The sequence below is a fragment of the Bradyrhizobium sp. Kon56 genome (assembly GCF_055807635.1).
Genome location: NZ_JBVVOU010000005.1, coordinates 185,525 through 210,512, shown reverse-complemented (window position 1 = coordinate 210,512; position 24,988 = coordinate 185,525). Strand labels below are relative to the sequence as shown.

Below are 24,988 nucleotides of genomic sequence, written 5' to 3'. Positions count from 1 at the left end.
ACGTCATGACAAATGCGGGTAACGCGCTGCTTTGGACAGCCATATTTTTCTGCCTGTCGTTCGCTTCGATTTTTGTAGTCTGGTTTGCCGAGAGGTTGCGCGCGGGCTTCGTAAGGAAGCCGTAAAGCCTCCTCGGTTCGCTCCCTCGTCACCTGCTGACCGGACGGCAGATGCCTGCCGCCGGGCGGTGCCCTCGGCGTCGACGGCGTTGTGCTCGCGCTTTGCCGCGGCAGCGATGACGTGACCTCAAAACAATAACGCGCTACGCTTCCCGGGCAAGAACAAGAGGAAGCGCCAATCGTGTACGACTTCATTATCGTGGGCGGCGGCTCGGCGGGGTCCGTGCTGGCCCACCGGCTCTCCGCGAGGAGCGCCAACAAGGTCCTGCTCTGCGAGGCTGGACAGGACACACCGCCCGGAGACGAGCCGGCCGAGATCAAGGACAGCTATCCGGGGACGGCCTATTTCGATCCGCGCTTCCACTGGACCGAGCTCAAGGTCACGACCCAGATCGTCAGTCACAACAACCCGGACGAAGGGCGCCCGCCCCTGCGCAAATACGAGCAGGCTCGCGTGCTTGGCGGCGGCTCCTCGATCAACGGCCAGATGGCCAACCGCGGCGCGCCGACCGATTACGACGAATGGGAAGCGCGCGGCGCCGCGGGGTGGAGCTGGAATGATGTGCTGCCCTTCTTCAAGAAGGTCGAGCGCGACCTCGATTTCGACGGTCCCTACCACGGCAAGGACGGCCGCATCCCGGTCCGCCGAATCCCCAGGGAGCACTGGACGCGGCATTCGCAGGCGTTCGCGCAAGCCTTCCAGCAGGCCGGACATCAGTTCCTGCCCGACCAGAATGGCGAGTTCGTCGACGGGTTTTTCCCGGTGACGCACTCGAACCAGGCCGAGCAACGCGTCTCGGCTGCCATGGGCTATCTCGATCGAGACACGCGCAAGCGCGCCAACCTCACGATCTCCACCAACACGCAAGTCAGGGAGTTGCTGTTCGAGGGCACGCATTGCGTCGGCGTGAAGGCGGTGGTCGACGGGCGGGAGCAGGAATTCCGCGCCGGCGAGATCATTCTCTCCAGCGGCGCCATCCATTCGCCGGCGCATCTGTTGCGCGCCGGCATCGGCCCGGTCGGTCACCTCAGGGATATGGGCATTCCCGTGTTGATGGGGCTGCAGGGCGTCGGCCAGCGCCTGATGGATCATCCCTCGATCTCGCTATCGTCCTTTGTCCGCCGCGGCGCGCGGATGAACGAGCACACCAGGCGCCACATGCAGCTTGGCCTGCGTTACTCGTCCGGGCTCGAAGGCGTACCGAAAGGCGACATGTTCGTCGTCCTGCTCAGCAAATCGGCCTGGCACGCCGTCGGTGAGCAGATCGGATCGCTGCTGACGTTCGTCAACAAGACCTATTCCGAGACCGGACAGGTCAAACTTGCCTCGCGCGACACGGCAGTCGAGCCGATCGTCGAATTCAACCTGTTGTCCGACCGGCGCGACCTTGATCGCCTGATGAGCGGTTTCCGCAAGATGGCGGCCGTGCAGATGAGCGACGTCGTCAGGGCCGTGACGGACAAGCCGTTCCCGGCCTCCTATACCGACCGCGTGCGCAAGATCGGCGTGGTCAACACCAAAAACAGGATTCTCACCAAGATCGCCGCGGCCCTGATGGACGGGCCGGCGGCGCTGCGCCACTACATGATCGACAATTTCGTGGTCGAGGGCTTCACCTTCGACGACGTCATCAACGATGACGAGGCGCTGGAAGCCTTCGTGCGCAAGGCCACGATCGGCGTGTGGCACGCCTCCTGCTCGTGCCGCATGGGCCGGACCGATGATCCGATGGCGGTGGTCGATCCAGAGGGGCGCGTCAAAGGCGTGCAGGGCCTGCGCGTCGTCGATGCCTCCATCTTCCCGGTGGTGCCGTGCGCCAACACCAATTTTCCAGTCCTGATGTCGGCGGAGAAGATCTCGGCCGCGATGATGCAGTGAGCTGGCGCGGCTTTCGGGGCGCGAACTGGCTTGTCGACGCTGACCGGCTGGGACCGCCAGTCAGACCGCAAAAGCTAAAATAGGGGGCGAGAACGGTTCCGCGGCAGACGGTCTGGCGGACATGCATCTGAAGGCGGAACTTGGAACCCGGCTTGGGCGTTCTTTGCCAAATTTCGCCTTACGGCCGGGGCCGGACCGCTGACCGCGCGTCCATCTCGGGGCCGGACCGCACTTTTGGCGATGGAGCTTCACGGGGGTTCAATGATCAATTCATCGAGCCGGGCGCAAACCAGCGACCCCGGAGAGTTGCCCAGGATTTCGACCGGCAGTGATGGCCTCGACGATATCCTCTACGGCGGGCTCGATCCCAATCGCATGTACCTCTACGAGGGTCGGCCCGGCTCGGGCAAGACCACGATGGCGCTTCAATTCCTTCTCGAGGGCGCCCGCTCCGGTGAACGCGTGCTCTATATCTCCTTGTCGGAAACCAAGCGTGAGCTGACGCTGGTTGCACAGCGGCACGGCTGGTCGTTGCAAGGAGTCGACATCTTCGAACTGGTGCCGCCTGAGACGACGCTCGATCCGGAGCGCGAGCTCACCGTCTTCCACCCCGCCGAGATGGAGCTGAGCGAAACCACGGGCCTGATATTCAAGGAGGTCGAACGGATCAATCCCGCGCGCGTGGTGCTGGACAGCCTGTCCGAGCTCCGCCTCCTTGCGCAGAACCCGCTGCGGTACCGGCGCCAGGTTCTGGCCCTGAAGCACTTTTTCACCAACCGCAACTGCACGGTCATCCTCCTCGACGATCTCTCGTCCTCCCAGGACGATCTGCAACTCCATTCGATCGCGCATGGCGTCGTGATGCTCGAACAGCTCGCCATTGATTATGGGGCAGAGCGCCGGCGGCTTCGCGTGATCAAGATGCGCGGCATTCGATTTCGCGGCGGTTTCCACGATTTCACGATCGAAGCGGGAGGGGTGCGGATATTCCCCCGTCTGGTGGCGGCGGAACATCACACCTCGTTTATCGGTGAGTTGACGCCCAGCGGCAATGCACACCTCGACCAGCTACTGGGAGGAGGGCTCGAGCGCGGCACCAGTGCGCTGCTCTTGGGCGCCGCCGGTGTCGGCAAGTCGTCTCTCGCGCTGACCTATGCGATCGCGGCGGCAGATCGCGGTGAGCATGCGGTGTTCTTTGCCTTCGATGAAGGTCGCGGTACAGTGGAGGCCCGGGCTCGAACGCTGGGCCTGCCGCTTGAAAGCCATCTGCAATCGGGACTCATCCGATTTAAACAGATCGATCCCGCCGAAATGTCCCCCGGCGAATTCGCCGCCAATGTGCGCAACAGCGTCGAAAAGGACAACGCCCGAATTGTTGTCATCGACAGTCTGAACGGCTACCTCAACGCAATGCCGGATGAGCGATTTCTCATCCTCCAGATGCACGAGCTCTTGAGCTATCTCGGGCAGAAAGGCGTGCTGACCGTCCTTATCCTCGCTCAGCATGGGCTGGTCGGCCCGATGGAAACGGCCCTCGATATCAGTTATTTGAGCGATGCCGTGCTCATGCTGCGCTATTTCGAGGTCGGCGGAACGGTGCGGCGCGCCCTCTCGGTCGTGAAGAAGCGCAGCGGCAATCATGAAAATTCCATCCGCGAGTTTCGTCTTGGCAGTGCCGGCATTACGGTCGGTCCTCCGCTGACCGGATTCAGCGGCATCTTTTCCGGGAATCCGCGTTACTCGGGCACGGAGATACCGGAGGGGCTGTCGGAATGAGCGCCGACCGCGATCATTGCGTCCTCGTGTTTGCTCCGATTGGCCGCGATGGACCGGCATCGGTCGAGCTTCTCCGCAGTTCGAATCTCGTGGCAATCAATTGTCGAGGTCTGCCTGAACTGGTCAACGAGATGTCGGCTGGCGTGGGCGCGGTGCTTCTCGCCGAGGAGGGCTTGTTCGGAAAGGATACCCAGCCGCTGGCACATTGGATCGAGCGGCAGCCGCCCTGGTCCGACCTGCCCTTTGTCATTCTTACCAGCCACCGGGAGCAGCCGGCGGTGGTTGCCTGGCGCCGCAGCATCGTCGAGACACTCCGCAACGTCTCGCTGCTCGAGCGCCCGGTTCAGCCGATCACGCTGACGAGCGCAATTCAATCCGCAATGCGGGCCCGCCGGCGGCAATATGAAATTCGGACCTTGCTGCAGGCGCGCGAGCGGACGGCCCAGGAGCTCGAGAAGCTCGTGGTCGAGCGCACCCGTGCCCTCGAGGAGGCCAACAAGCATCTGCGGGCCGAAATGGAAGAGCGCGCCCGCGTCGAGGAGACCCTTCGTCAGGCCCAGAAGATCGAGGCCATTGGGCAATTGACCGGCGGAGTAGCTCACGATTTCAATAATCTGCTGATGGTGATCTCCGGTGGATTGGACATGCTCGACCGACAGACCGATCCTGATCGGCGGCGTCGGCTGTTGGAAGGAATGGTTCAGGCGGCGCAGCGTGGTGCGGGCCTGACCAGGCAGCTTCTGGCTTTTTCACGGCGGCAGAAGCTCCGGCCCGAGGCCGTCGACATCCCCGCGCAGATCGGCGGCATGCGCGAATTGCTCGATCGGAGCCTGAGAGGCGACGTTCACGTCGAGTTCGATTTTCCGGAGGGGCTTTGGCCGGTTGAGGTCGATCCGGGAGAGCTCGAACTGGTCATTCTCAATCTGGCGGTCAACGCCCGCGATGCGATGCCGAACGGCGGTACGATCGTTGTCCGTGGCGAGAACCTGGCCGGCCTGAACGAGAACGAGATCGCGGGCGATTACGTTCGCCTATCCGTGGTCGACAGGGGTGTTGGAATGAGCCCCGAGATCCTGGCGCGGGTCTTCGAACCGTTCTTCACGACCAAGGATGTCGGGAAAGGCTCGGGCCTGGGGCTTGCTCAGGTCCACGGATTTGCCACGCAATCACGCGGGATGGTTCGAATAAAATCGATCGTCGACGAGGGCACCAGCATCGAGCTCTATTTGCCGCGATCCAGGAATATCCCTTCGGGTGAACGGCACCTCATCGACCTGAACAGGGCGCGGCCCAAGAAGGCCAATCAGGGGCGAATCCTCCTCGTCGAAGACGACGACGAGGTCGCCGCGCTCGTCAGCGAGATGCTTGCGCAGCTCGGTTACCAGGTCACGCGGGCGGCCAGCGCTGCGGCGGCTCTCGGTGCCCTAGCGGACGGCCGCTCCGTCGATCTGGTGTTTTCCGATATCATGATGCCGGGCGGCATGAACGGTGTCGAACTCGCGCGCGAGATCAGAAGAAGGCGAAGCGACATTCCGGTCCTGCTGACGAGCGGATACGCCGAAGCCGCGGTTCACGACGCCGAGCAGGCCGGGATCCGGATCCTATCGAAGCCTTACCACATCGACGAGCTCGCCGCAGCGCTCGGCGCTGCAAAATCGGACTTTGCGATAGCCACAGGAGCGGGTTTGGCGACGACTCGGGGTTGACCAAGCGCGCAACAATCACCGGCCGGGTTTATGGCTCGAGGGGTACCCTGCGCAATTGTGCGCTCGGGCCGGTCGACGCCCATCGGTGAGCGGCGCGTGCACATGCGATCGCGTTTCGGTTGCGACGACACGCGTTCGTTCTCTGCGAGTTATCTATCTCCGCCGCTACGTCTGGGCTATGAGGACTGCAGAAATCGGCCTGCAAATGAAGCCACTTTTGGCCGTTCTTTTAGCCGATTTCAGCCAAACTGTTATTGGTTTCTCATTGCCGGGGCAGGGATCTTCAATTTGGAGCCCTGCAATGTTCAAGGCGGTTCTTTCTGCGTGTCTCTTGGTTGCCCTCAGCTCCGTCGCTTCCGAAGCACGGACTTATCGCATTCATCAAGTACCTGAATGCAACGTCACGATGCCCTGCGACTTCTCATATGCGCAACCGCGCCGTGAGCGGGCTTCCCGGTCCCCACTGAATCCCAGGTCCTCGCTACAAGCCTATCGCGCGACGCAATTGACAGTGACCGACGCGGGCGGCGCCCCGACGACGAGCATCTCCAGCGCCCGCATCGTCGGCAGTCGTCCGGCAGGGTGTCCTTCCTCCTTCTGCGGCTGCGGCGCGGCTCTGCGCGTGTTCGGCCGTATCGTGCCGGAATTGAATCTTGCGGCCAATTGGCTGCGCTTCCCGCGGACATCACCCGCACCGGGAATGGTCGCAGCGCGACGTGGACATGTATTCGTCCTCGAGCAGCATTTGGAAGGGGACATCTGGATGGCGTACGATGCCAACTCGGGCGGACACGCGACGCGAATGCATGCGCGTTCATTGCGTGGCTATACGATCGTCAACCCGCGCGGGGGGTCCCTCGCCTGAGCGGCCAGCCGACATAATTGCGACACATGAACATCCGCAAGGCGTCTGTTGACGGTTACGGCAGGTTCGCCTTGCTGATTTTCGATCTGCGACGGCTGGTCGCGCTTTACCTTCAGGTACGTCTTCCGCAATCGAGCGGCACCCCGAACCCGGACGACCCGCCTCGTGTCGGGCGGATCGGTGACGCCGCATTCTACGGCGTCACCGGCACCATCAGATACTAAGCCATCGCCGCTTGCGGCTTCGGCTTCGGTTGTCGCGACAGCGTCAGCACGATCAGCGAGGCGAACACGCAGAGCGCGCCGGCGATGAAGAAGGCGGGCAGGTAGCTCTGATAGACCGTCCGCGAGAGACCGGCGCCGAAGGCAGCGGTGCCCGCGCCGAGCTGGTGGCCTGCAAAGATCCAGCCGAACACCAGATTGGCGCGCTCAGGTCCGAATTTCTGCGCGGTCAGGCGCACCGTGGGCGGCACAGTTGCAATCCAGTCGAGCCCGTAGAACATCGCGAAGATCGAGAGCCCATAGAACGAGAAATCGCTGAAGGGGAGGAAGATCAGCGAGAGCCCGCGCAGGCCGTAATACCAGAACAGCAAATAGCGGTTGTCGTAGCGGTCCGAAAGCCATCCCGACATGATGGTGCCGAAGAAGTCGAAGATGCCCATTGCAGCCAGCAAGCCCGCGGCCTGCACCTGCGGGATGCCGAAATCGAGGCACATCGGAATCAGATGCACCTGCACGAGGCCGTTTGTGGATGCGCCGCAGACGAAGAACGTCGCAAACAGGACCCAGAACGCGCCGCTCTTCGAGGCCTCGCGCAGCGTGCCGAGTGCGACGCCGGTGATCGAGCCATGGCTGACGGGCGGCGCTGGCAGGGGTGTGGTGCCTTCGTCGCCGAACGGGCGCAGGCCCAAATCGCTCGGACGGTCGCGCATCGCGAGCAGGACCGCGAGGGCGGAAACACCAAGTGCGATGCAGACGAAGCCGAGCGCAAGCCGCCAGCCGAAGCGTTCGGTGAGGCTTGCCAGCAGCGGCAGGAACACGAGCTGACCGGTGGCGACGCTCGCGGTCATGATGCCGACGACGAGGCCGCGCCGCGCCGCGAACCAGCGCGTCGCGATGGTAGCGCCCAGCACCAGCGCGGTCATGCCGGTGCCGATCCCGATCACGACGCCCCACAGCGCGACGAGCTGCCAGACCTCCGTCATGCCGAGCGAGAGCACCAGCGCCGAGACCACGATGAGCTGCGCGGTCAGCGTGACATTTCGCAGGCCGTAGCGGTTGAGCAGGGCCGCCGCGAACGGCGCCATCAGCCCGAACAGGATGAAGCGAATCGACAACGCCGACGAGATCTCCGCCGTGCTCCAGCCGAATTCCTTCTGAAGCGGAACAATGAAAACGCCGGGCGCGCCGACCGTGCCGGCGCTGATCAGCGCGGTGAGGAAGGTCACGCCGACCATCACCCAGCCGTAGTGGATATTGCGGCGGCCGAGTGTTGCCGCGAGCCAGTTCGAGATCATTGGGCCTCAATCTTGATGGGCAGGCGAGAGCCTGCGCAAGTTTTCAGAATGGCACGGGACGCGTCTGTCGGAAATGACGGAGTTCCCTCATTTCCGGACGTTCTCGTCAGTGCGTCAGGCGCTCTACCGCGATCGCAGTAGCTTCGCCGCCGCCGATGCAGAGCGCGGCGACGCCACGCTTGAGGTTTCGCGCCTCGAGCGCATGCAGCAGCGTCACGATCAGCCGTGCGCCGGTGGCGCCGATGGGATGGCCGAGCGCGCAGGCGCCGCCGTTGATGTTGAGCTTGTCGCGGGGAATGCCGAGATCGCGCTGGGCCGCCATCGCCACCACGGCGAAGGCTTCGTTGATCTCGAACAGATCGACATCGCCGGCATTCCAGCCGACTTTGTCCAAGAGCTTGCGGATCGCCGGGATCGGGGCCGTAGTGAACCATTGCGGCTCCTGGCTGTGGGTGGTGTGGCCTTTGATCACGGCGAGAGCCGGCAGGCCGCTGCGATCGGCGAGCGAGCGCTTCGTCAGAACCAGCGCAGCGGCGCCGTCGGCGTTGGCGGAGGAGGCCGCCGGCGTGATGGTGCCGTTGGCGCGGAACGCCGGCTTCAGCCCGGGGATCTTTGCGGGATCGACCTTGAGCGGATGTTCGTCATTGGCGACGATGCGGGGGCCGGCCTTCTCACTCAGCGTGATCGGCGCGATCTCGGCCTTGAACGCACCGCCCTCGACCGCCTTGCGTGCGCGGCTGAGCGTTTCCATCGCAAAGGCGTCCTGGTCCTTGCGGGTGAACTGATAGGCTTCTGCGGTGGCCTCGCCGAAATCGCCCATGGAGCGGCCGGTCTCGTAGGCGTCTTCGAGGCCGTCCATCATCATATGGTCGATGATGCGATCATGGCCGGCGCGATAGCCGCCACGCGCCTTGGCGAGCAGATACGGCGCGTTGCTCATGCTTTCCATGCCGCCGGAGACGACGATCTCGGCCGAGCCGGCGCAAATGATGTCGTGCGCCAGCATGGTCGCTTTCATGCCGGAGCCGCAGACCTTGTTGACAGTAGTCGCGCCGGTGGCATCGGGTAGGCCGGCGGCCCGCGCCGCCTGGCGCGCGGGGGCCTGGCCCTGGCCGGCGGGAAGGACGCAGCCCATGAAAACCTCGTCGATTTTCTCCGGCGCAAGCTTGGCACGCTCCAGTGCCACGCCGATCACGTGCGATCCGAGCTTGTGCGCGGCCAGCGGCGAAAGCTCGCCCATGAAGCGGCCGAGCGGTGTCCGGACGGCGGAGACGATGACGACGGGATCGGCGGCTTCGGCCATGGGTGAGACTCCGTGAGATGCCAACTATGTAAGATTACGGTCATCATATGATGCGGCGCAAAAAATGCAACTGCGCGGGGCATGAGAAATTGTCGTAGGTCGGATGAGATTTGCTCGTTCGATCGGACGAGGTGGAGAGCGCCTACCGCTTCCGATTCACAAACGCGCCCATCAGCCGCGTCGGCTCGTCCGTCAGGAACGACTCGCCGAAGACTTTGACGCTCAAATTTACCGACTCGGTCAGCGGCAGCTCCTCCCATTGCCGCAGCAATGCCTTCTGCGACCGCAGCGCCTCGGGGCCGCATTCGAGCAGGGCCTTCACGAGGTGCTCGACCTCGGCATCGAGCCCACCCTCCGGCGCGACCTTGTCGACCAACCCCCAGGCCAGCGCCGTCGGCGCGTCGATGTTCTCAGCGGTCATCACCAGCCAGCGCGCGCGGGCCCACCCGATCAGGCGCGGCAGCAGCGCGGCATGGATCACCGAGGGAATGCCGACCCGCACCTCCGGCATGCCGAAATGCGCATCACGGGCGGCGATCCGGAAATCGCAGGCCGCGGCGACTTCGAGCCCGCCGCCGAGGCACCAGCCGGGCATGCGCGCGATCATAGGGGCCGGGAAGGCGCGCACGGCCTCGCAGAGGTCGCGCAGGCGGCTGATGAAGGCCTCGGCGGACTTCTGGTCGAGCTTGGCCATCTCCTTGATGTCGGCGCCGCCGATCATGCTCTTCTCGCTCTGGCCGCGCAGCACCACGACCCGGATGCTGCGGTCGGACGAGAGCTGCTGCAGGCCTTCGCGCACCGCATCGGTGACGGGCGAGCTCAAAATGTTCAGCGAGCCGGCATTGCAGATCGCGACATGAACGACGCCGCGCGCATCGCGCGTCACGCCGCAGTGGTTGTTGAGCATTTCCATGAGAGGATCTCTGAGCTTCGTAGACGTGCGAATACGCCGGTCAGGTCACACTTCCGGGCCGAAACGCATTGCTTGTCAAGCCGGCGGGGAGGGAGTTGCCAGCGCTAAGTCCGCAGCATAGTATGATGAAAATCATACAAAAGAGGCCGCGATGACCGACATCGATCAACTCGACCTGTTTTCGCCTGCGGGCCGGCGCGAGCGGGTGGTTGAATGGCAGGTGCCTGCGCCGGTTGCGAAAGTGGCGATGGGCCTGTCAGGCATGGATGCGATGCTGGGCATCCGCGACGGAAGGCTGCCGCCGCCACCCTTTGCCAAGCTGATCGGCTTCATCATGGCCGTGGTCGAGCCGGGCCGGATCGTCATGGAACTCGAGCCGCGCGAGGATCTCGAAAACACCATAGGCCTCCTGCACGGGGCCACAGCCGCCGCGCTGCTCGACACCGCCATGGGGTGTGCGATCTCGACCCGGCTGGAGCCCGGGCAGGGCTCCGTCACCCTCGATCTGAAAATGACCTTCCTGCGTCCGCTCTCGGTCCGGTCCGGGTTGATCTCCGCCGAAGGCAAGGTGATCAAGCTGGGACGCCAGACCAGCTACGCCGAGGGATTTGTCCGCGACGGTAAGGGGGCGCTTGCGGTGCACGCAACGGCGACCTTTTCCATGATCGGCAACAATTTTACCGGGAATTAATGCGCCGTCCGGCCGATATCCGTGTTATTAGATGACCCCCGACATCCAATGAGATCCGCATGCGCTATTCCCGGGAACACAAGCAGGAAACCCACGACCGCATCGTGAAGAAGGCTTCCGTGCGGCTGCGCGAAAAGGGCGCCCACGGCATCGGTGTCGCCGACCTCATGAAGGAAGCGGGCCTGACCCATGGCGGCTTCTACGCCCATTTCGATTCCCGCGAGGCGCTGGTGATCGAGGCGTTTGGCTACGCTATGGATCGCTCGATGGAGCACTGGCGCAAGCAATCCGATCAGGTCACGCCGGAGAAGCAGCTCAGTCAGATCGTTGAGACCTATCTCTCCGCGGTGCATCGCGACAACCCCGGTCACGGCTGCTCGATCCCCGCGCTCGGCGCCGAGATCGCCCGAGAGAGCCCGAAGACGCGAAAGGCCTTTGCCGGCAAGCTCGACGAGATGATCGAGATGATCACGGACTTCATCCCGAATCTGCCGCGCAAGGCCGCGCGCAAGCAGGCGATCGCGACGCTGGCGACCATGGCCGGCACCATGTTGCTCGCGCGCATTGCCGGCTCGAGCGAGCTGTCGGATGAGGTGCTGAAGACGGGCAAGGACAGCGCGCTGGACGGCGCGCGGCGTGAGCCGAAGGCTGCGGCGGCGAAAAAGGCGAAGCAGAGCTAGGCTTCAGAGCCCCGCAAACAACGCCCGCTCGCGCTCCACAATCTCGGAAATATAATCCGCCACCGCGCGGATGCGTGCGAGGTCCTTGCTGTCGGCGTGCATCAGCATCCAGAAGGTGCGGGTGATCGAGACCTCTTCCGCCAGCACCGCAATCAGCTGCGGATAGTCGGCCGCCATGAAGTGCGGCAGCACCGCAATACCGAAGCCGGCGAGCGTGGCGTTGAGTTGTGCGATCAGATTGGCGCTGCGCAAGCGCGCGGAGATCTTCGGCGAGACCTGCGGCAGATAGTCGAGCTCGGGCGTGAACAAGAGCTCCTCGATATAGCCGACGAATCGATGCTGCGGCAGGACCTCGCGCGAGGTGATTTTCGGGAAGCGGTCGAGATAGGCGGGCGCGGCATAGAGTCCGAGCCGGTAGTCGAGCAGCTTGCGGCCGACGATGCGGCCTTCCTTCGGCATGGTCAGGCTGATGGCGATATCGGCCTCGCGCTTGGAGAGGCTGAACAGCCGCGCGGTGGCCACCAGTTGCAGGTCGAGATCGGGATACCGGTCCGCGAACGGCGCCAGTCGCGGCGCCAGGAAGGCGGTGCCAAAACCGTCCGGCGCGCCGATCCGCACCGTGCCGGTCAGCCGCGCCACGGAGCCACCGACCTGCTCCTGGTTGGCGACGATGGTCGATTCCATCGCTTCCGCGCTGTCGGCGACGCGCTGGCCGGCCTCTGTCAGCAGGTAGCCGGTCTTGCGCCGGTCAAACAGCTTGGCCGAGAGGTGCTTCTCCAGCCGGTCGACGCGGCGGATCACGGTGGCATGGTCGACGCCGAGCTGTTTTGCCGCAGCCGAAACCGAGCCGCCCCGCACGATGGCCAGCACGAACCGGAAGTCGTCCCAGTCGATAGCGCCTTGATCCAGCATTTTCGCACATCTATGGTGCATTATCTCAGACTTGAATCCTATAAAATGCAGGTCGATAGGATTTGTCAAAGCGTTCAAGCTCGCCTCAAGGAGACCATTCCATGCGTTCAGTCGGACATTTCATTGGTGGCAAGGAGGTCAAGGGCACCTCGGGCCGCACCGCCGACGTTTTCGAGCCGATGACCGGTGACGTTCAGGCCAAGGTGGCGCTGGCGTCCAAGGCCGAGGTTCGCGCCGCCGTGGAAAACGCCCGCGCCGCGCAGCCGGAATGGGCCGCGACCAACCCGCAGCGCCGCGCTCGCGTCATGATGAAGTTCGTCGAGCTGGTGCAGCGCGACTACGACAAGCTGGCCGAACTGCTTGCCCGCGAGCATGGCAAGACCGTTCCTGACGCCAAGGGTGACATCCAGCGCGGCCTCGAGGTCGCGGAGTTCGCCTGCGGCATTCCGCATCTGATGAAGGGCGAGTACACCGAAGGCGCCGGCCCCGGCATCGACATCTATTCGATGCGCCAGGCGCTCGGCGTCGTCGCCGGCATCACGCCGTTCAATTTCCCGGCGATGATTCCGATGTGGAAGTTCGCTCCTGCGATTGCCTGCGGCAACGCCTTCATCCTGAAGCCGTCGGAGCGCGATCCCGGCGTGCCGATGATGCTTGCCGAACTGATGATCGAGGCGGGCCTGCCGTCCGGCATCCTCAATGTCGTCAACGGCGACAAGGAAGCGGTCGACGCCATCCTCGACGATCCCGACATCAAGGCCGTCGGCTTCGTCGGCTCCACCCCGATCGCGCAATACATCTACGAGCGCGCCACCCAGACCGGCAAGCGCTGCCAATGTTTTGGCGGCGCCAAGAACCACGCCATCATCATGCCGGATGCCGACATGGACCAGGCAGTCGACGCACTGATCGGCGCCGGCTACGGTTCGGCCGGCGAACGCTGCATGGCCGTGTCAGTCGCGGTTCCGGTCGGCAAGGCCACTGCCGACCGCCTGATGGAAAAGCTGGTCCCGCGCGTCGAGAGTCTCAAGATCGGCACCTCGATCGATCCCTCCGCCGATTACGGTCCGCTGGTGACGCGCGAGGCGGTCGAGAAGGTCAAGGGCTATATCGACATCGGCATCAAGGAAGGCGCGACGCTCGCCGTCGACGGCCGCGGCTTCAAGATGCAGGGCTACGAGAACGGCTTCTATCTCGGCGGTTCGCTGTTCGACAACGTCACCAAGGACATGCGGATCTACAAGGAAGAGATTTTTGGCCCCGTGCTCTCGGTCGTGCGCGCGCACGATTACAAGGAAGCGCTGGCGCTGCCGTCGGAGCATGATTACGGCAACGGCGTTGCGATCTTCACCCGCGACGGCGACGCCGCGCGCGACTTCGCGGCCAAGGTCAACGTCGGCATGGTCGGGATCAACGTGCCGATCCCGGTGCCGATTGCGTACTACACCTTCGGCGGCTGGAAGAAGTCGGGCTTCGGCGATCTCAACCAGCACGGCCCGGATTCGGTCCGCTTCTACACCAAGACCAAGACGGTGACCTCGCGCTGGCCGTCCGGCGTCAAGGAAGGCGCGGAGTTCTCGATCCCGCTGATGAAGTAACCGTCGTTGGAGCGAAGCTAACAGATGCAGTTCGCTCTGAACGAGGATCAGATCGCGGTTCGCGACATGGCGTTGGCGTTTGCGGCGGAAAAGATCGCGCCGCACGCGCTGCGCTGGGACGAGGAGAAGCATTTTCCCGTCGAGGTGATGCGCGAGGCCGCCACGCTCGGCATGGGCGGCATCTACATCCGCGAGGATGTGGGTGGCTCCGCCATGACACGGTTCGACGCGGCGCTGATCTTCGAAGCGCTGGCGACGGGCTGTCCGACCACCTCGGCCTTCATCTCCATCCACAATATGGCGTCGTGGATGATCGATGCCTACGGCAGCGACACCCAGCGCCACAAATGGCTGCCCAAGCTCTGCACCATGGAGCTGATCGCGAGCTACTGCCTGACCGAGCCCGGCGCCGGCTCGGACGCGGCAGCGCTCCGCACCCGTGCCGTGCGCGACGGCGATCATTACGTTCTCAACGGCCAGAAGCAGTTCATCTCCGGCGCCGGCGGGACCGATCTCCTGGTCGCGATGGTGCGCACCGGCGGCGATGGCCCCGGCGGCATCTCGACGCTGGTCATCGACGGCAACACGCCGGGCGTCTCGTTCGGCGCCAACGAGCGCAAGATGGGCTGGAACGCGCAGCCGACCCGCGCCGTGATCTTCGAGAACGCCCGCGTGCCGGTCGCCAACCGGCTGAGCGAGGAGGGCGTCGGTTTCAAGATCGCGATGGCAGGCCTCGACGGCGGGCGTCTCAACATCACAGCGTGCTCACTAGGCGGCGCGCAGACCGCGCTCGACAAGGCGCGTTCCTACATGAAAGAGCGCAAGGCTTTTGGAAAACGCCTCGACGAATTCCAGGCATTGCAGTTCCGTCTCGCCGACATGGCGATCGAGCTCGAGGCCGCGCGTACGTTCCTGTGGCGCGCAGCGGCGGCGCTAGACCGCAAGGATCCCGACGCCACGATGCTCTGCGCGATGGCCAAACGCTTTGGCACCGATGCCGGCTTCGAGGTCGCCAACCAGGCGCTTCAGCTGCACGGCGGCTACGGCTATCTCAGCGAATACGGCATCGAGAAGATCGTGCGCGATTTGCGCGTGCACCAGATTCTCGAAGGCACCAACGAAATCATGCGGCTGATCGTGGCGCGCAAATTGATCGAGGGCGCCCGATGAGTGGAGCGGAGGAAGGCGATCTGGTCGCATGGGTCGAAGGCTCGGCCGGATTTATCAGGCTCAACCGCCCCAAGGCGATCAATGCCGTGACGCTGGAGATGTTTCGCGACATCGACAAGGCGCTCGACCGTTTTGAGGCCGATCCCGCCGTTGCCGTGATCGTGCTGGAAGGTGCCGGCGAGCGTGGCTTGTGTGCCGGCGGCGACATCCGTGCGCTCTGGGAAAGTTCGAAGGTCAATGGTGACCTCGGCAAGATCCTGTGGCGGGAAGAGTACATCCTCAACGCCCGGATCAAGAAATTCCCGAAACCTTATGTCGCCTTCATGGACGGCATTGTGATGGGCGGCGGCGTCGGACTCTCGGCGCATGCGAGCCATCGAATCGTGACTGACCGTACGAGGCTTGCGATGCCCGAGGTCGGGCTCGGTTTCTTTCCCGACGTCGGCGGCACTTGGCTGTTGTCACGCTCGCCGGGCGAGATCGGCACTTATTTCGGCCTGACCGGCCAGACCATGAACGGCCCCGATGCGATCCATGCCAGGTTTGCCGACGCGGTGGTATCGGCGGCCAAATGGCCCGAGTTGCGCGACGCGCTGACCAAAGTTCGCCAGGGCGTCACCGCGGCCGATGTCAGCAAGCTCATCAACGGTTTTGCGACCGGGGAGATCGCGGGGCCGGTCGCCGCAAAGGAGCCGGCGATCGACGCACTGTTCGGCTTCGACCGCATGCAAGACATTTTTGCCGCGCTCAAGCGCGACGGTTCCGAGTTCGCGCTGGCGACGTTGAAGGCGCTCAACGAAAAATCGCCGCGCGGCATGGTGGTGACGCTCAAGCTGCTGCGGCTCGCGCGCACCGCGTCGAGCCTGGAAGAATGCCTGGTGCGCGAATATCGGGCTGCGCTGGAAGTCTTCCGCAGCGACGACTTTCGCGAAGGCGTGCGCGCCGCCGTGATCGACAAGGACCGCAATCCGACCTGGTCGCCGTCGCGAATCGAGGACGTCACGCCGGACATGCTTGCGCACTATCTCGCCGAGATCGGCGCCGACGAATTGAAGTTCAACTAACAACGTCTTTCAAGCGGAGGAAACCAAGATGGCCACGATCGCATTCATCGGTCTCGGCAACATGGGCGGCCCCATGGCCGCCAATCTGGTCAAGGCCGGCCACAAGGTCGTCGCTTTCGACCTCGCCGAGGCCTCCCGCAACCAGGCCAAGGCCGACGGTGCCGGCATCGCAGAGAGCGCTGCGGGCGCCGTGAAAGGTGCCGATGTGGTCGTCACCATGCTGCCGGCCGGCAAGCATGTGCTCGGCGTGTGGGGCGAGGTCGTTCCCGCGATGACCAAGGGCGCGTTGATCATCGACTCCTCCACCATAGACGTCGAGAGCGCGCGGCAGGCGCATGCGCTCGCGGCCAAGCACGGCGTGCTTTCGGTCGACGCGCCGGTGTCCGGCGGCACCGGCGGAGCCAAGGGTGCGACGCTCACCTTCATGTGCGGCGGCGAGGACAACGCGTTTGCAGCGGCAAAGCCCGTGCTGGAGAACATGGGCAAGAAGATCGTGCATTGCGGCGGTGCCGGCGCGGGCCAGGCGGCAAAAATCTGCAACAACATGATCCTCGGCATTTCCATGATCGCCGTGAGTGAGGCGTTCGCGCTGGCCGAGAAGCTCGGGCTCTCGCACCAGGCGCTGTTCGACGTTGCCTCGACCTCGTCGGGCCAGTGCTGGTCGCTGACGACCTATTGTCCGGTGCCCGGGCCGGTGCCGACCTCGCCCGCCAACAACGACTACAAGCCGGGCTTTGCCTCGGCACTGATGGTGAAGGATCTGACACTGGCGCAGGACGCCGCCAAGGCCGCCGGCGCGGCGACGCCGCTCGGCAAGCATGCGCAGGAAATCTATCAGGCCTTTGACGCAGCCGGCCAGGGCGGGGTGGATTTTTCCGGAATTATCGAGCACGTTAGGGAGCTGGCCGGGAAAGCCTAATGACGACATTTCAGGAAGCGCGCGCGTTTCTGCTTCACAACCGCACGGACTATGAGACAGCGGTCAAGGGCTTCCGCTGGCCGGATCCGATTCCCTTCAACTGGGCGCTCGACTGGTTCGATGCCGAGCTAGCGGCGAATGCGGACAGCAAGGATCGTCCTGCGCTCTGGATCGTCGATGCCGCGCAGGATCGGCAGACCAAGCTCTCGTTCGGGGCGTTGTCGCGCCGCTCCAACCAGGTCGCCAACTTCCTCCGCGCGCAAGGCTTGAAGCGCGGCGATCATCTCCTGCTGCTGCTCGGCAATGTCGTTCCGCTGTGGGAGACGATGCTGGCCGCGATCAAGCTCGGCGTCGTCGTGATTCCCGCGACGACGCTGCTCACCGCCGACGAGCTGCGCGACCGGCTCGATCGCGGCAAGGCAAAGGCGGTGGTGGCCGCGCAGGACCAGGTTGCGAAGTTCGCAAGTCTTGGCGCCGATAATATCGTCCGCATCGTCGTGGGCGAGGCCTCCGATGGCTGGCTTTCCTATGATGACGCCGCAAGGGCGTCGGAGAGCTTTGCAGCCGACGGCCCGACCAACGCTGACGACCCGATGCTGCTCTATTTCACCTCGGGCACCACGGCAAAGCCGAAGCTGGTGCGGCACAGCCAGCGCAGTTATCCCGTCGGCCATCTCTCGACCATGTATTGGATCGGGTTGAAGCCCGGCGACGTCCATCTCAACATCTCCTCGCCCGGTTGGGCCAAGCACGCCTGGAGCTGTTTCTTTGCGCCGTGGAATGCGGGCGCGACCGTCTTTGTGGTCAACCAGCCGCGCTTCGACGCCAAGGGGCTGCTTGCCACCATTGGCCGCTGCGGCGTCACCACGCTGTGCGCGCCGCCGACGGTGTGGCGGCTGTTCATCCAGGAGAATCTTGCGTCGTTCAAGGTGGCCTTGCGCGAGGTCTGCGGCGCCGGCGAGCCCCTCAATCCTGAAGTGATCGAGCAGGTGCAGGCCGCCTGGGGCCTCACCATCCGCGACGGGTACGGCCAGACCGAAACCACGGCGCTGGCCGGCAACTCGCCGGGGCAAAAGATCAAGGTCGGCTCGATGGGCCGGCCGCTGCCGGGCTATCGCGTGCAGGTCAGCGACGCCGATGGTCATCCGGCCAAAGAGGGCGAGGTGGCTCTAGTGCTCGGCGAAAACCGCCCCGCCGGCCTGATGCAGGGCTATCAGGGCGACGACGGTGGGCTGTCCGGCGCCGAAGGCGAGCTTTATCGCAGCGGTGACGTCGTGTTCGAGGATGACGATGGCTATCTCACTTTCGTCGGCCGCTCCGACGACGTATTCAAATCCTCCGACTATCGCATCAGCCCGTTCGAACTCGAGAGCGTGTTGCTCGAGCACGAGCTCGTCGCGGAAGCTGCCGTGGTGCCGAGCCCGGACCCGATCCGGCTCGCGATCCCCAAGGCCTATGTGCTGCTGACATCCGGTGCGGAGCGTTCGCCGGAGACGGCGCTCTCCATCTTCAGGCATCTGCACACGCGCCTTGCACCGTTCAAGCGCATCCGGCGCCTCGAGATCGTCACGGAGCTGCCGAAGACGATCTCGGGAAAGATCCGCCGCGTTCAGCTGAGACGGCTGGAGCGTGACGACGACCGCAATGATGCCCTGCGCGGCCGGGAATTCCGCGAAGAGGACTTTCCGGAGCTGCCGAAAACACGGAGTGAGAATTAAGTGAACGAAGTCTGGAAGAAGCCGCCGATTTCCTTGGGCGCCTATCAGGCCATGGTCGGCAAGGAGATCGGCGTGTCGTCGTGGCACCTGGTCGATCAGCCCCGCATCGACACCTATGCCGACGTGATCGAGGATCACCAGTTCATTCACGTCGACCCGGAGCGTGCGAAGAAGGAGACGGCGTTCGGCACCACCATCGCGCACGGCTTCCTGACGATGTCGCTGCTGTCGATTATGTCCTACGAGGTGATGCCCGTCATCGCGGGCACCACGATGGGGGTCAATTACGGTTTTGACAAGCTGCGTTTCATCTCGCCGGTGCGCTCGGGCAAGCGCGTTCGGGGCCGTTTCGTGCTGGCGGAAGCCAAGCTGCGCAAGCCGAATGAATTGCAGTCGCGCACCAACGTCACCGTGGAAATCGAAGGCGAGGACAAGCCCGCGCTGGTCGCGGACTGGCTCGGGTTGATCTATTTCGCCTGAGTGGGCCGTCGCTGCCGGGCTTGACCCGGCAGCCCATCGCTGCTCAAAAGTTGTCCAAATCGGTGCGCTCGAACCCTCTCCCTCGCGAGAGAGGGTGGCGAAATCGAGCGGAGCGAGATGAAGCCGGGTGAGGGGTATCTCTCCACACGCTCATCTGCCGAGACAGATCCCTCATCCGGCGCTTCGCGCCACCTTCTCCCACAAGGGTAGAAGGGAAGACAGCACAAGGAAGCACAATGGCAATCAGGTTCGACGGACGCGTCGCCATCGTCACCGGCGCGGGCAATGGTTTGGGGCGCGCGCATGCGCTGGGATTGGCAAGCCGCGGCGCGAAAGTCGTGGTCAACGATTTCGGCGGCGCGCGCGACGGCAGCGGCGGCTCGCTGTCGCCGGCGGAGACCGTTGTCGAGGAGATCCGCAAAGCGGGCGGCACCGCCATGGCCGACGGCGCCGACGTCTCGAATTTCGAGCAGGTCACCGCGATGGTCGAGCGCGCCACCAAGGAGTGGGGCAGCGTGGACCTCTTGTGTGCCAATGCCGGCATTTTGCGCGACAAGTCGTTCGGCAAGATGGAAGCGGCCGATTTCCAGAAGGTGCTCGACGTGCACCTCGTCGGCACCTTCTATTGCTGCAAGGCGGCCTGGGCCGGCATGCGCGATCGCAACTATGGCCGCATCGTCCTGACGACGTCGTCCTCCGGCCTCTACGGCAATTTCGGCCAGGCCAATTACGGAGCGGCCAAGTCCGGCATGGTCGGCCTGATGAACGTGCTGGCGGAAGAAGGCCGCAAGAGCGACATCCGCGTCAACATCATCTCGCCGACGGCAGCGACCCGCATGACGGAAGAGCTGCTGCCGCCGCAGGCGCTGCAGTTGATGAAGCCGAACGCGATCACGCCCGCGGTCGAGTACATGCTGAGCGAGGACGCGCCGACCCGCACCATCATGGGCGCCGGCGCCGGCTCGTTCGCGGTGATCAAGATCGTCGAGAGCGAAGGCATCAACCTGCCGGAGTCCGAGTGGACCCCGGATGCGGTCGCGGCGCATTTCGCCGAGATCAGCGACATGTCAAAGGCGAAGGCGCTGCAGGGAGCTTTCGAGCAGACGCAGAAATACGTGGCGCAAGCCGCTGCGCGCGCCGGGGTAAAACTCTGACAGCGGTCGCCGTCATCGGCGCCGGCCCTGCCGGTCTGATGGCGGCCGAAGTGCTCGTGCAGGGTGGTGCTCGCGTCACCGTCTACGATTCGATGCCGTCCGCTGGCCGCAAATTCCTGATGGCCGGCCGCGGCGGGCTCAATCTCACCCACAGCGAACCGCTGCCTCAGTTCATCACGCGCTACCGCGAGGCGGCGCAGAGGTTGCAGGCTGCGATCGAAGCGTTTCCGCCTGACGCGCTGCGCGCCTGGAGCGAGGCGCTGGGCGAGCCGACCTTTGTCGGCTCCAGCGGGCGTGTGTTTCCGAAGGCCTTCAAGGCCTCGCCCTTGCTGCGGGCCTGGCTGCGACGCCTCGATGCCGCCGGCGTGCACTTTGCGTTTCGCCAGCGCTGGATGGGATGGGACGGGGACGGACGACTGGTCTTTGACCCACCCGGCGGCGGAGACGGCATCGCCGCGGACGCGATAGTGCTGGCACTCGGCGGCGCCAGCTGGCCGCGACTGGGCTCCGATGGCGGCTGGACGACGATCCTGGCCGACAAAGGCGTTGCGATCTCGCCGCTGCGGCCGGCGAACTCCGGCTTCACCGTCGCATGGTCCGAAATCTTCCGCACGCGCTTCGAGGGCCAGCCGCTCAAGGGCATCACGCTCTCCTTCGGCCCACACCGCGCCCGCGGCGAGGCCATGATCACAAGCGGCGGGATCGAGGGCGGGACGATCTATGCGTTGTCGGCCGAGCTGCGCGAGGCGATCGCAGCGAACGGCGCAGCGGTCCTGCACGTCGCGTTGCGGCCGGATGTCGATCATGGCGAACTCGTCAAGCGCCTGTCCGCCTCGCGCGGCAAGCAATCCTTCTCCAACTTCCTGCGCAAGGCTGCGCAGCTGTCGCCGGTCGCGGTCGGGCTGCTGCAGGAGGCCACCATCGGTGCTGGCCAGTCGTTGTCGGCAATATCGGCCGAGCGATTGGCGGAGCTCATCAACGCCGTGCCGGTCAAGCTCACACGCGTCGCGCCGATCGCGCGCGCGATCTCCAGCGCCGGCGGGATTTCCTTCGACGAACTCGACTCGGACTTCATGATCCGCAAACTGCCGGGCGTGTTCGCGGCCGGTGAGATGCTGGACTGGGAGGCGCCGACCGGTGGCTACTTGCTCCAGGCCTCGTTCGCGACGGGAGCTGCGGCGGGCAGGGGTGTGTTGCGACGGCTCGTCCAACTGTCGTCCTGACCATCCGCATCATGACGTCCCGGTCCGGGTTGCGAGATCCGTGAGGAGGCCGAGCACGCCGAAGCTTGCCGCCACCGCGCAGACCATCGTCCAGCCGCCAAAACTCCAGGCCAGCGATGCCGCCGCCGCGCCGATGCCACCGCCAACGAAGAACAGCGCGACGAACAGGCCGTTCATGCGACCGCGGGCCTCGGGGCGCAACAGGTTGATGGCGCGGCGGCCCAGCGTCTGATCGGTGGTGATGCCGACGTCGAGCAGGATCGTGCCGAGGCTCAGTACCAGCAGACCGGTGATCTGGGATTCAAGCACGCTCGCCCAGGCACAGAGCGCAAGCGAGCCGATGATGAGCAGATGGGCGGCAAAGAACATCGGCCGCGCCCGGCCCTTGTCGCCCCAGCGTCCCGCGATCGGTGTCGCCGCGGCGCCCGCCACACCGAGCAGCGCGAAAGCCGCAATTCCCTTGGCGTCGAGGTCGAACGGCGCATCCGGCAGCCGCAGCGCGACCGCCGACCAGAACGCCGTGAAGGAGGCCATGACAAGCGAGGCGGTCCAGGCCCGCACGCGCAGCACCGGCTCTTCGCGCAGCAGTCTTGGAAAGGACAGCAGTAAATCGGCGTAACTCGCGCGTGCCGACGGTCGAAGGGTTGGAAGGTAACGGGCGAGTGCGCCGGCAAGCAGGGCCATCAGAGCGGCCGAAACGACATAGTAGGCGCGCCAGCTCCAGAGATCGGCGATCAGGCTCGCCGCAGGTCGTGACAAGAGGATGCCGATCATCAATCCGCCCATCACCTCGCCGATGGCCTGACCGCGGCGATCCGGCGCCACCATAGATGCGACCAGCGGAACCATCATCTGGATCGCCGCGCAACAGGCGCCAAGGATGAAGGTGGCGAGCAGCAGAAGCGCAGGCGTCGGCGCGAGCGCCGTCGCGAGAGCGGCGAGGATCGCGCAGCCGAGTGTGCGGAGGATGACAAGCCTGTTCTCGACCAGATCGACAAGAGGCACGAGCAGCAGCAGGCCGAGTGCGTAGCCGAGCAAGGTCAGCGTGCTGATCAGCCCCGCCTGCCACGCCGGCATGGACATTGACCGGCCGATCAAGCCGAGCAGGATCTGTGGCGCGAACAGATTGGTGACGATGACACCGGCGGTGATCGCGCCGAGCCAGATCAGCGGCCGCTCGGCGAGCTGGTTTCGGGACGCAGGCCTGATGGTTTCGGAGACAGTCATGGGACCTCGCAGCTGTAGCGCGAGACCCTTTAAGCGGAGCGAGCAATATGCTACAATTCAAATAAGCCTATAAAGAATATGCGGGTTTGTTATGAATACCCATGACCTTGTCGCTTTCGTCGCCGTGGTCGAGACCGGATCGATTGTCGCAGCTTCGGCGCGTCTCAATCTCACCCAGCCTGGCGTGACCCGACGCATCCAGAATCTCGAGGAGATGTTGGGGGCGCAGCTTCTGGATCGGCTCTCGAAGCCCCTGAAGCCGACGGCAGCGGGGCATGAGGCCTACGAGCAGGGCAGGCGCCTGCTCAGGATGCTGGACGACCTCAAGTCGGGCGTTGCCAGCGACGGAATGGTCCGCGGCGAGTTCAGGCTCGGCCTGACGCCGTTTCTCTCGGAAGCGGGCTTGACCGCACCACTCGATGCGGTGCGCGCCGAATTTCCCGCGCTGGCGGTGCGGGTGGTCTCCGGTTGGTCGCCGAACCAGCTCGAGCGTGTCTGCCGCAACGAGCTCGATGCAGCCGCGATTTGTCTCCCCGACGGTGCAGTGCCGCCCGCCGATCTGGCGGCCGACGATCTCGGCGCGCAGCCCGTCGTCTTCGTCGTCGCACGCGAGATGAAGATCCCGCGCACCGTCGACCTGGAACGGCTGTCCCAACTGTCGTGGGTGATCAACCAGGACGGCTGTGGATTTCGCGATACGCTGAAGCGAAAATTCGATGCCTCGCATCTGCCGTTCAACATCGCCGTCGAGGCGCTGGACAGTGAGCTCCGCCTGTCGCTGGTGTCGCGCGGCCTCGGCGTCGGGCTGGTCACCCCGATCGCCCTGAAACGTAGCGCATTTCGCGACAGGCTCAAGCCGGTCGCCGCGCGCGACTTCAAACCCGCCGTGCGCGCTTGGGTGGTGCATCGCGCCCCCGCCGGTCGGCTGGAGCGGCCGATCAAACTCTTTCGCGACGGATTGGTCCGGGAACTCCAGGCACTGATCGGGGGCTAGCTATCTCAGCTTCCCCCGTGCCGCCACCGGCAGCGTGCCGATGATCTCCTCGCCGCGCACCATCACCACTTCGTCCATCATGTTGACGACGACGCAGACATGATTTGGCACGACCCGCACGACGTCGCCGACGTTAGGCCGGGTGTTGCTGCGGGAGAGGTCGAGGAAGCCGTGCTCCTCGGCGAAGCGTGCGATCTTCGCTTCGGGGTGCTCCAGGATGAGGCCGTGGCCGTCGAGGCCGCCGGTGTCCGTCGTCAGAGTCTTTGAGCCGGCGTCCAGAATCCCGCGCTCAGGCGCGGCGCGGCTGACCACGGTCGAATAGATGTGCAGCGCGCAGTCGTCCCAGGTGGCGACGCCGGCCGCGACCTGCATGCGGTCGTTATAGATGTAGGTGCCGAAGCGATGCTCGGTGCCGCCCTTGAGCTTGCCGAGGTTCTTCAGGTTCGGCGTGCCGCCGGTCGAGACGATTTTTGCATCCAGCCCGTGTGCGCGCACGCCGGCCAGAGCTTCGTCATAGAATTTTTGGGCGTCCGCCCAACCAGTCTCGGTCGGATACAGCATGAAGCCGGCGAATTGCAGGCCCTTGGATGCGGCAATCTTCTGCGCCAGTGCAATCGCCTCGGCGGGCGTCTCGACGCCGGCGCGCTGGCGGCCGGTATCGCATTCGACCACGACCGATAGCGGTCGACCTGAGGCTGCGGCGGCCTTGGGCAGGCCGGCGACGACGGTCGAATTGTCAGCCGCGACCGTCATGTTGGCCTTCGCCTGCAGCGCCCCTAACCGCGCCATCTTCTCTTCGCCGAGCAGGTTGTAGCTGATCAGGATATCGTCGATGCCGGCATTGGCCATGATCTCGGCTTCACCGAGCTTCTGGCACGTGATGCCCTTGGCACCGGCCGCGATCTGCATCTTCGCGATGGTGGGGTTCTTGTGCGTCTTGACGTGGGGACGGTTGGCGATCCCGGCGTCGTCGCAAGCCTTCTGAATCCGCGCGATGTTGCGCTCTACCTTGTCCATGTCGATAACGGCGCAGGGCGTGCCGTATTCGCGGGCGATCTTGGCGGCAAGGGTCGTTGTCATG

At 64.5% G+C, this 24,988-nt stretch carries 21 protein-coding genes and 1 pseudogene; 16 read left to right on the top strand and 6 right to left on the bottom strand.

Going from position 1 to position 24,988, the window contains the following annotated elements; genetic code table 11:
• Positions 1-300: 300 nt before the first annotated feature.
• The 5 genes from AC0L3B_RS10720 to AC0L3B_RS10700 all read left to right on the top strand — a co-directional run bounded on the left by AC0L3B_RS10720 (position 301) and on the right by AC0L3B_RS10700 (position 6,569).
• Complete coding sequence (locus AC0L3B_RS10720; RefSeq protein WP_018459228.1) at positions 301-1,998, top strand: GMC family oxidoreductase; 1,698 nt, start codon at positions 301-303, stop codon at positions 1,996-1,998.
• Positions 1,999-2,259: 261 nt separating this feature from the next.
• Positions 2,260-3,774, top strand: coding sequence for an ATPase domain-containing protein (locus AC0L3B_RS10715; protein ID WP_018459227.1), 1,515 nt, complete (start codon positions 2,260-2,262; stop codon positions 3,772-3,774).
• Positions 3,771-5,480, top strand: a complete 1,710-nt coding sequence (locus AC0L3B_RS10710) for a response regulator (protein WP_018459226.1) — start codon at positions 3,771-3,773, stop codon at positions 5,478-5,480. The genes AC0L3B_RS10715 and AC0L3B_RS10710 overlap by 4 nt, the downstream gene beginning before the upstream one ends.
• Positions 5,481-5,658: 178 nt before the next feature.
• Complete coding sequence (locus AC0L3B_RS10705) at positions 5,659-6,345, top strand: hypothetical protein (RefSeq protein ID WP_245288529.1); 687 nt, start codon at positions 5,659-5,661, stop codon at positions 6,343-6,345.
• Positions 6,346-6,371: 26 nt separating this feature from the next.
• On the top strand, positions 6,372-6,569 hold the full coding sequence (locus AC0L3B_RS10700) for a hypothetical protein (protein ID WP_018459224.1): 198 nt from the start codon (positions 6,372-6,374) through the stop codon (positions 6,567-6,569).
• Here the strand turns inward: AC0L3B_RS10700 and AC0L3B_RS10695 are convergent.
• The 3 genes from AC0L3B_RS10695 to AC0L3B_RS10685 all read right to left on the bottom strand — a co-directional run bounded on the left by AC0L3B_RS10695 (position 6,566) and on the right by AC0L3B_RS10685 (position 10,077).
• A complete protein-coding gene (locus AC0L3B_RS10695) occupies positions 6,566-7,861 on the bottom strand; it encodes an MFS transporter (protein ID WP_018459223.1) in 1,296 nt (431 codons plus the stop codon). The two genes, AC0L3B_RS10700 and AC0L3B_RS10695, sit on opposite strands and share 4 nt — an antisense overlap.
• A gap of 106 nt (positions 7,862-7,967) precedes the next feature.
• Positions 7,968-9,164 carry an acetyl-CoA C-acyltransferase gene (locus tag AC0L3B_RS10690; RefSeq protein WP_247338094.1) on the bottom strand — a complete coding sequence of 399 codons (1,197 nt, stop codon included), beginning with the start codon at positions 9,162-9,164 and terminating at the stop codon, positions 7,968-7,970.
• 142 nt (positions 9,165-9,306) lie between these two features.
• Positions 9,307-10,077: an enoyl-CoA hydratase gene (locus AC0L3B_RS10685; RefSeq protein WP_018459221.1), complete on the bottom strand. Its 771-nt coding sequence runs from the start codon at positions 10,075-10,077 to the stop codon at positions 9,307-9,309.
• Between the two features lie 151 nt (positions 10,078-10,228).
• On the opposite strand from AC0L3B_RS10685, the gene AC0L3B_RS10680 reads away from it, so the two are divergent.
• Together AC0L3B_RS10680 and AC0L3B_RS10675 are read left to right on the top strand one after the other, a co-directional pair.
• Positions 10,229-10,768 (top strand): PaaI family thioesterase, encoded by a 540-nt coding sequence (locus AC0L3B_RS10680; protein ID WP_018459220.1) that lies wholly within the window; start codon positions 10,229-10,231, stop codon positions 10,766-10,768.
• Between the two features lie 59 nt (positions 10,769-10,827).
• Entirely contained in the window at positions 10,828-11,448 is a 621-nt protein-coding gene (locus AC0L3B_RS10675; RefSeq protein WP_018459219.1) for a TetR/AcrR family transcriptional regulator, read from the top strand.
• Between the two features lie 3 nt (positions 11,449-11,451).
• Here AC0L3B_RS10675 and AC0L3B_RS10670 read toward each other — a convergent pair whose 3' ends face one another.
• Positions 11,452-12,360 carry a LysR family transcriptional regulator gene (locus AC0L3B_RS10670; protein ID WP_018459218.1) on the bottom strand — a complete coding sequence of 303 codons (909 nt, stop codon included), beginning with the start codon at positions 12,358-12,360 and terminating at the stop codon, positions 11,452-11,454.
• 101 nt (positions 12,361-12,461) lie between these two features.
• On the opposite strand from AC0L3B_RS10670, the gene AC0L3B_RS10665 reads away from it, so the two are divergent.
• The 8 genes and pseudogenes from AC0L3B_RS10665 to AC0L3B_RS10630 all read left to right on the top strand — a co-directional run bounded on the left by AC0L3B_RS10665 (position 12,462) and on the right by AC0L3B_RS10630 (position 21,686).
• On the top strand, positions 12,462-13,958 hold the full coding sequence (locus AC0L3B_RS10665) for a CoA-acylating methylmalonate-semialdehyde dehydrogenase (protein ID WP_473380371.1): 1,497 nt from the start codon (positions 12,462-12,464) through the stop codon (positions 13,956-13,958).
• Between the two features lie 24 nt (positions 13,959-13,982).
• On the top strand, positions 13,983-15,128 hold the full coding sequence (locus AC0L3B_RS10660; RefSeq protein WP_018459216.1) for an isobutyryl-CoA dehydrogenase: 1,146 nt from the start codon (positions 13,983-13,985) through the stop codon (positions 15,126-15,128).
• Complete coding sequence (locus AC0L3B_RS10655) at positions 15,125-16,192, top strand: enoyl-CoA hydratase/isomerase family protein (protein WP_018459215.1); 1,068 nt, start codon at positions 15,125-15,127, stop codon at positions 16,190-16,192. The genes AC0L3B_RS10660 and AC0L3B_RS10655 overlap by 4 nt, the downstream gene beginning before the upstream one ends.
• Positions 16,193-16,205: 13 nt before the next feature.
• Positions 16,206-17,111: pseudogene (mmsB, locus tag AC0L3B_RS10650) on the top strand (3-hydroxyisobutyrate dehydrogenase); the annotation flags it as partial.
• On the top strand, positions 17,111-18,829 hold the full coding sequence (locus AC0L3B_RS10645; RefSeq protein ID WP_473380370.1) for an AMP-binding protein: 1,719 nt from the start codon (positions 17,111-17,113) through the stop codon (positions 18,827-18,829). The pseudogene mmsB and the gene AC0L3B_RS10645, both read left to right, overlap by 1 nt.
• The gene (locus AC0L3B_RS10640; RefSeq protein WP_473380369.1) at positions 18,830-19,309 is read left to right on the top strand and encodes a MaoC family dehydratase; all 480 of its coding nucleotides are present in this window, start codon (positions 18,830-18,832) and stop codon (positions 19,307-19,309) included.
• Between the two features lie 236 nt (positions 19,310-19,545).
• Positions 19,546-20,463, top strand: a complete 918-nt coding sequence (locus tag AC0L3B_RS10635) for an SDR family NAD(P)-dependent oxidoreductase (RefSeq protein WP_018459211.1) — start codon at positions 19,546-19,548, stop codon at positions 20,461-20,463.
• Positions 20,460-21,686: a BaiN/RdsA family NAD(P)/FAD-dependent oxidoreductase gene (locus AC0L3B_RS10630; protein ID WP_083926554.1), complete on the top strand. Its 1,227-nt coding sequence runs from the start codon at positions 20,460-20,462 to the stop codon at positions 21,684-21,686. Before AC0L3B_RS10635 ends, AC0L3B_RS10630 begins: the two co-directional genes overlap by 4 nt.
• 9 nt (positions 21,687-21,695) lie before the next feature.
• Here AC0L3B_RS10630 and AC0L3B_RS10625 read toward each other — a convergent pair whose 3' ends face one another.
• On the bottom strand, positions 21,696-22,913 hold the full coding sequence (locus AC0L3B_RS10625; RefSeq protein ID WP_473380368.1) for an MFS transporter: 1,218 nt from the start codon (positions 22,911-22,913) through the stop codon (positions 21,696-21,698).
• Positions 22,914-23,004: 91 nt separating this feature from the next.
• Between AC0L3B_RS10625 and AC0L3B_RS10620 the strand changes: the two genes are divergently transcribed.
• On the top strand, positions 23,005-23,907 hold the full coding sequence (locus AC0L3B_RS10620; protein ID WP_204510951.1) for a LysR family transcriptional regulator: 903 nt from the start codon (positions 23,005-23,007) through the stop codon (positions 23,905-23,907).
• On the opposite strand, the gene AC0L3B_RS10615 is transcribed toward AC0L3B_RS10620, so the two are convergent.
• Positions 23,908-24,987 carry an alanine racemase gene (locus AC0L3B_RS10615; protein ID WP_026233758.1) on the bottom strand — a complete coding sequence of 360 codons (1,080 nt, stop codon included), beginning with the start codon at positions 24,985-24,987 and terminating at the stop codon, positions 23,908-23,910.
• Position 24,988 lies beyond the last annotated feature (1 nt).

Coding starts and splice junctions, on each gene's coding strand:
- AC0L3B_RS10655 (WP_018459215.1), top strand. CDS start 15,125: ATGAGTGGAGCGGAGGAAGGCGATCTGGTCGCATGGGTCGAAGGCTCG.
- AC0L3B_RS10645 (WP_473380370.1), top strand. CDS start 17,111: ATGACGACATTTCAGGAAGCGCGCGCGTTTCTGCTTCACAACCGCACG.
- AC0L3B_RS10695 (WP_018459223.1), bottom strand. CDS start 7,861: ATGATCTCGAACTGGCTCGCGGCAACACTCGGCCGCCGCAATATCCAC.
- AC0L3B_RS10680 (WP_018459220.1), top strand. CDS start 10,229: ATGACCGACATCGATCAACTCGACCTGTTTTCGCCTGCGGGCCGGCGC.
- AC0L3B_RS10715 (WP_018459227.1), top strand. CDS start 2,260: ATGATCAATTCATCGAGCCGGGCGCAAACCAGCGACCCCGGAGAGTTG.
- AC0L3B_RS10710 (WP_018459226.1), top strand. CDS start 3,771: ATGAGCGCCGACCGCGATCATTGCGTCCTCGTGTTTGCTCCGATTGGC.
- AC0L3B_RS10700 (WP_018459224.1), top strand. CDS start 6,372: ATGAACATCCGCAAGGCGTCTGTTGACGGTTACGGCAGGTTCGCCTTG.
- AC0L3B_RS10625 (WP_473380368.1), bottom strand. CDS start 22,913: ATGACTGTCTCCGAAACCATCAGGCCTGCGTCCCGAAACCAGCTCGCC.
- AC0L3B_RS10665 (WP_473380371.1), top strand. CDS start 12,462: ATGCGTTCAGTCGGACATTTCATTGGTGGCAAGGAGGTCAAGGGCACC.
- AC0L3B_RS10635 (WP_018459211.1), top strand. CDS start 19,546: ATGGCAATCAGGTTCGACGGACGCGTCGCCATCGTCACCGGCGCGGGC.
- AC0L3B_RS10705 (WP_245288529.1), top strand. CDS start 5,659: ATGAGGACTGCAGAAATCGGCCTGCAAATGAAGCCACTTTTGGCCGTT.
- AC0L3B_RS10685 (WP_018459221.1), bottom strand. CDS start 10,077: ATGGAAATGCTCAACAACCACTGCGGCGTGACGCGCGATGCGCGCGGC.
- AC0L3B_RS10615 (WP_026233758.1), bottom strand. CDS start 24,987: ATGACAACGACCCTTGCCGCCAAGATCGCCCGCGAATACGGCACGCCC.
- AC0L3B_RS10620 (WP_204510951.1), top strand. CDS start 23,005: ATGAATACCCATGACCTTGTCGCTTTCGTCGCCGTGGTCGAGACCGGA.
- AC0L3B_RS10670 (WP_018459218.1), bottom strand. CDS start 12,360: ATGCTGGATCAAGGCGCTATCGACTGGGACGACTTCCGGTTCGTGCTG.
- AC0L3B_RS10660 (WP_018459216.1), top strand. CDS start 13,983: ATGCAGTTCGCTCTGAACGAGGATCAGATCGCGGTTCGCGACATGGCG.
- AC0L3B_RS10675 (WP_018459219.1), top strand. CDS start 10,828: ATGCGCTATTCCCGGGAACACAAGCAGGAAACCCACGACCGCATCGTG.
- AC0L3B_RS10690 (WP_247338094.1), bottom strand. CDS start 9,164: ATGGCCGAAGCCGCCGATCCCGTCGTCATCGTCTCCGCCGTCCGGACA.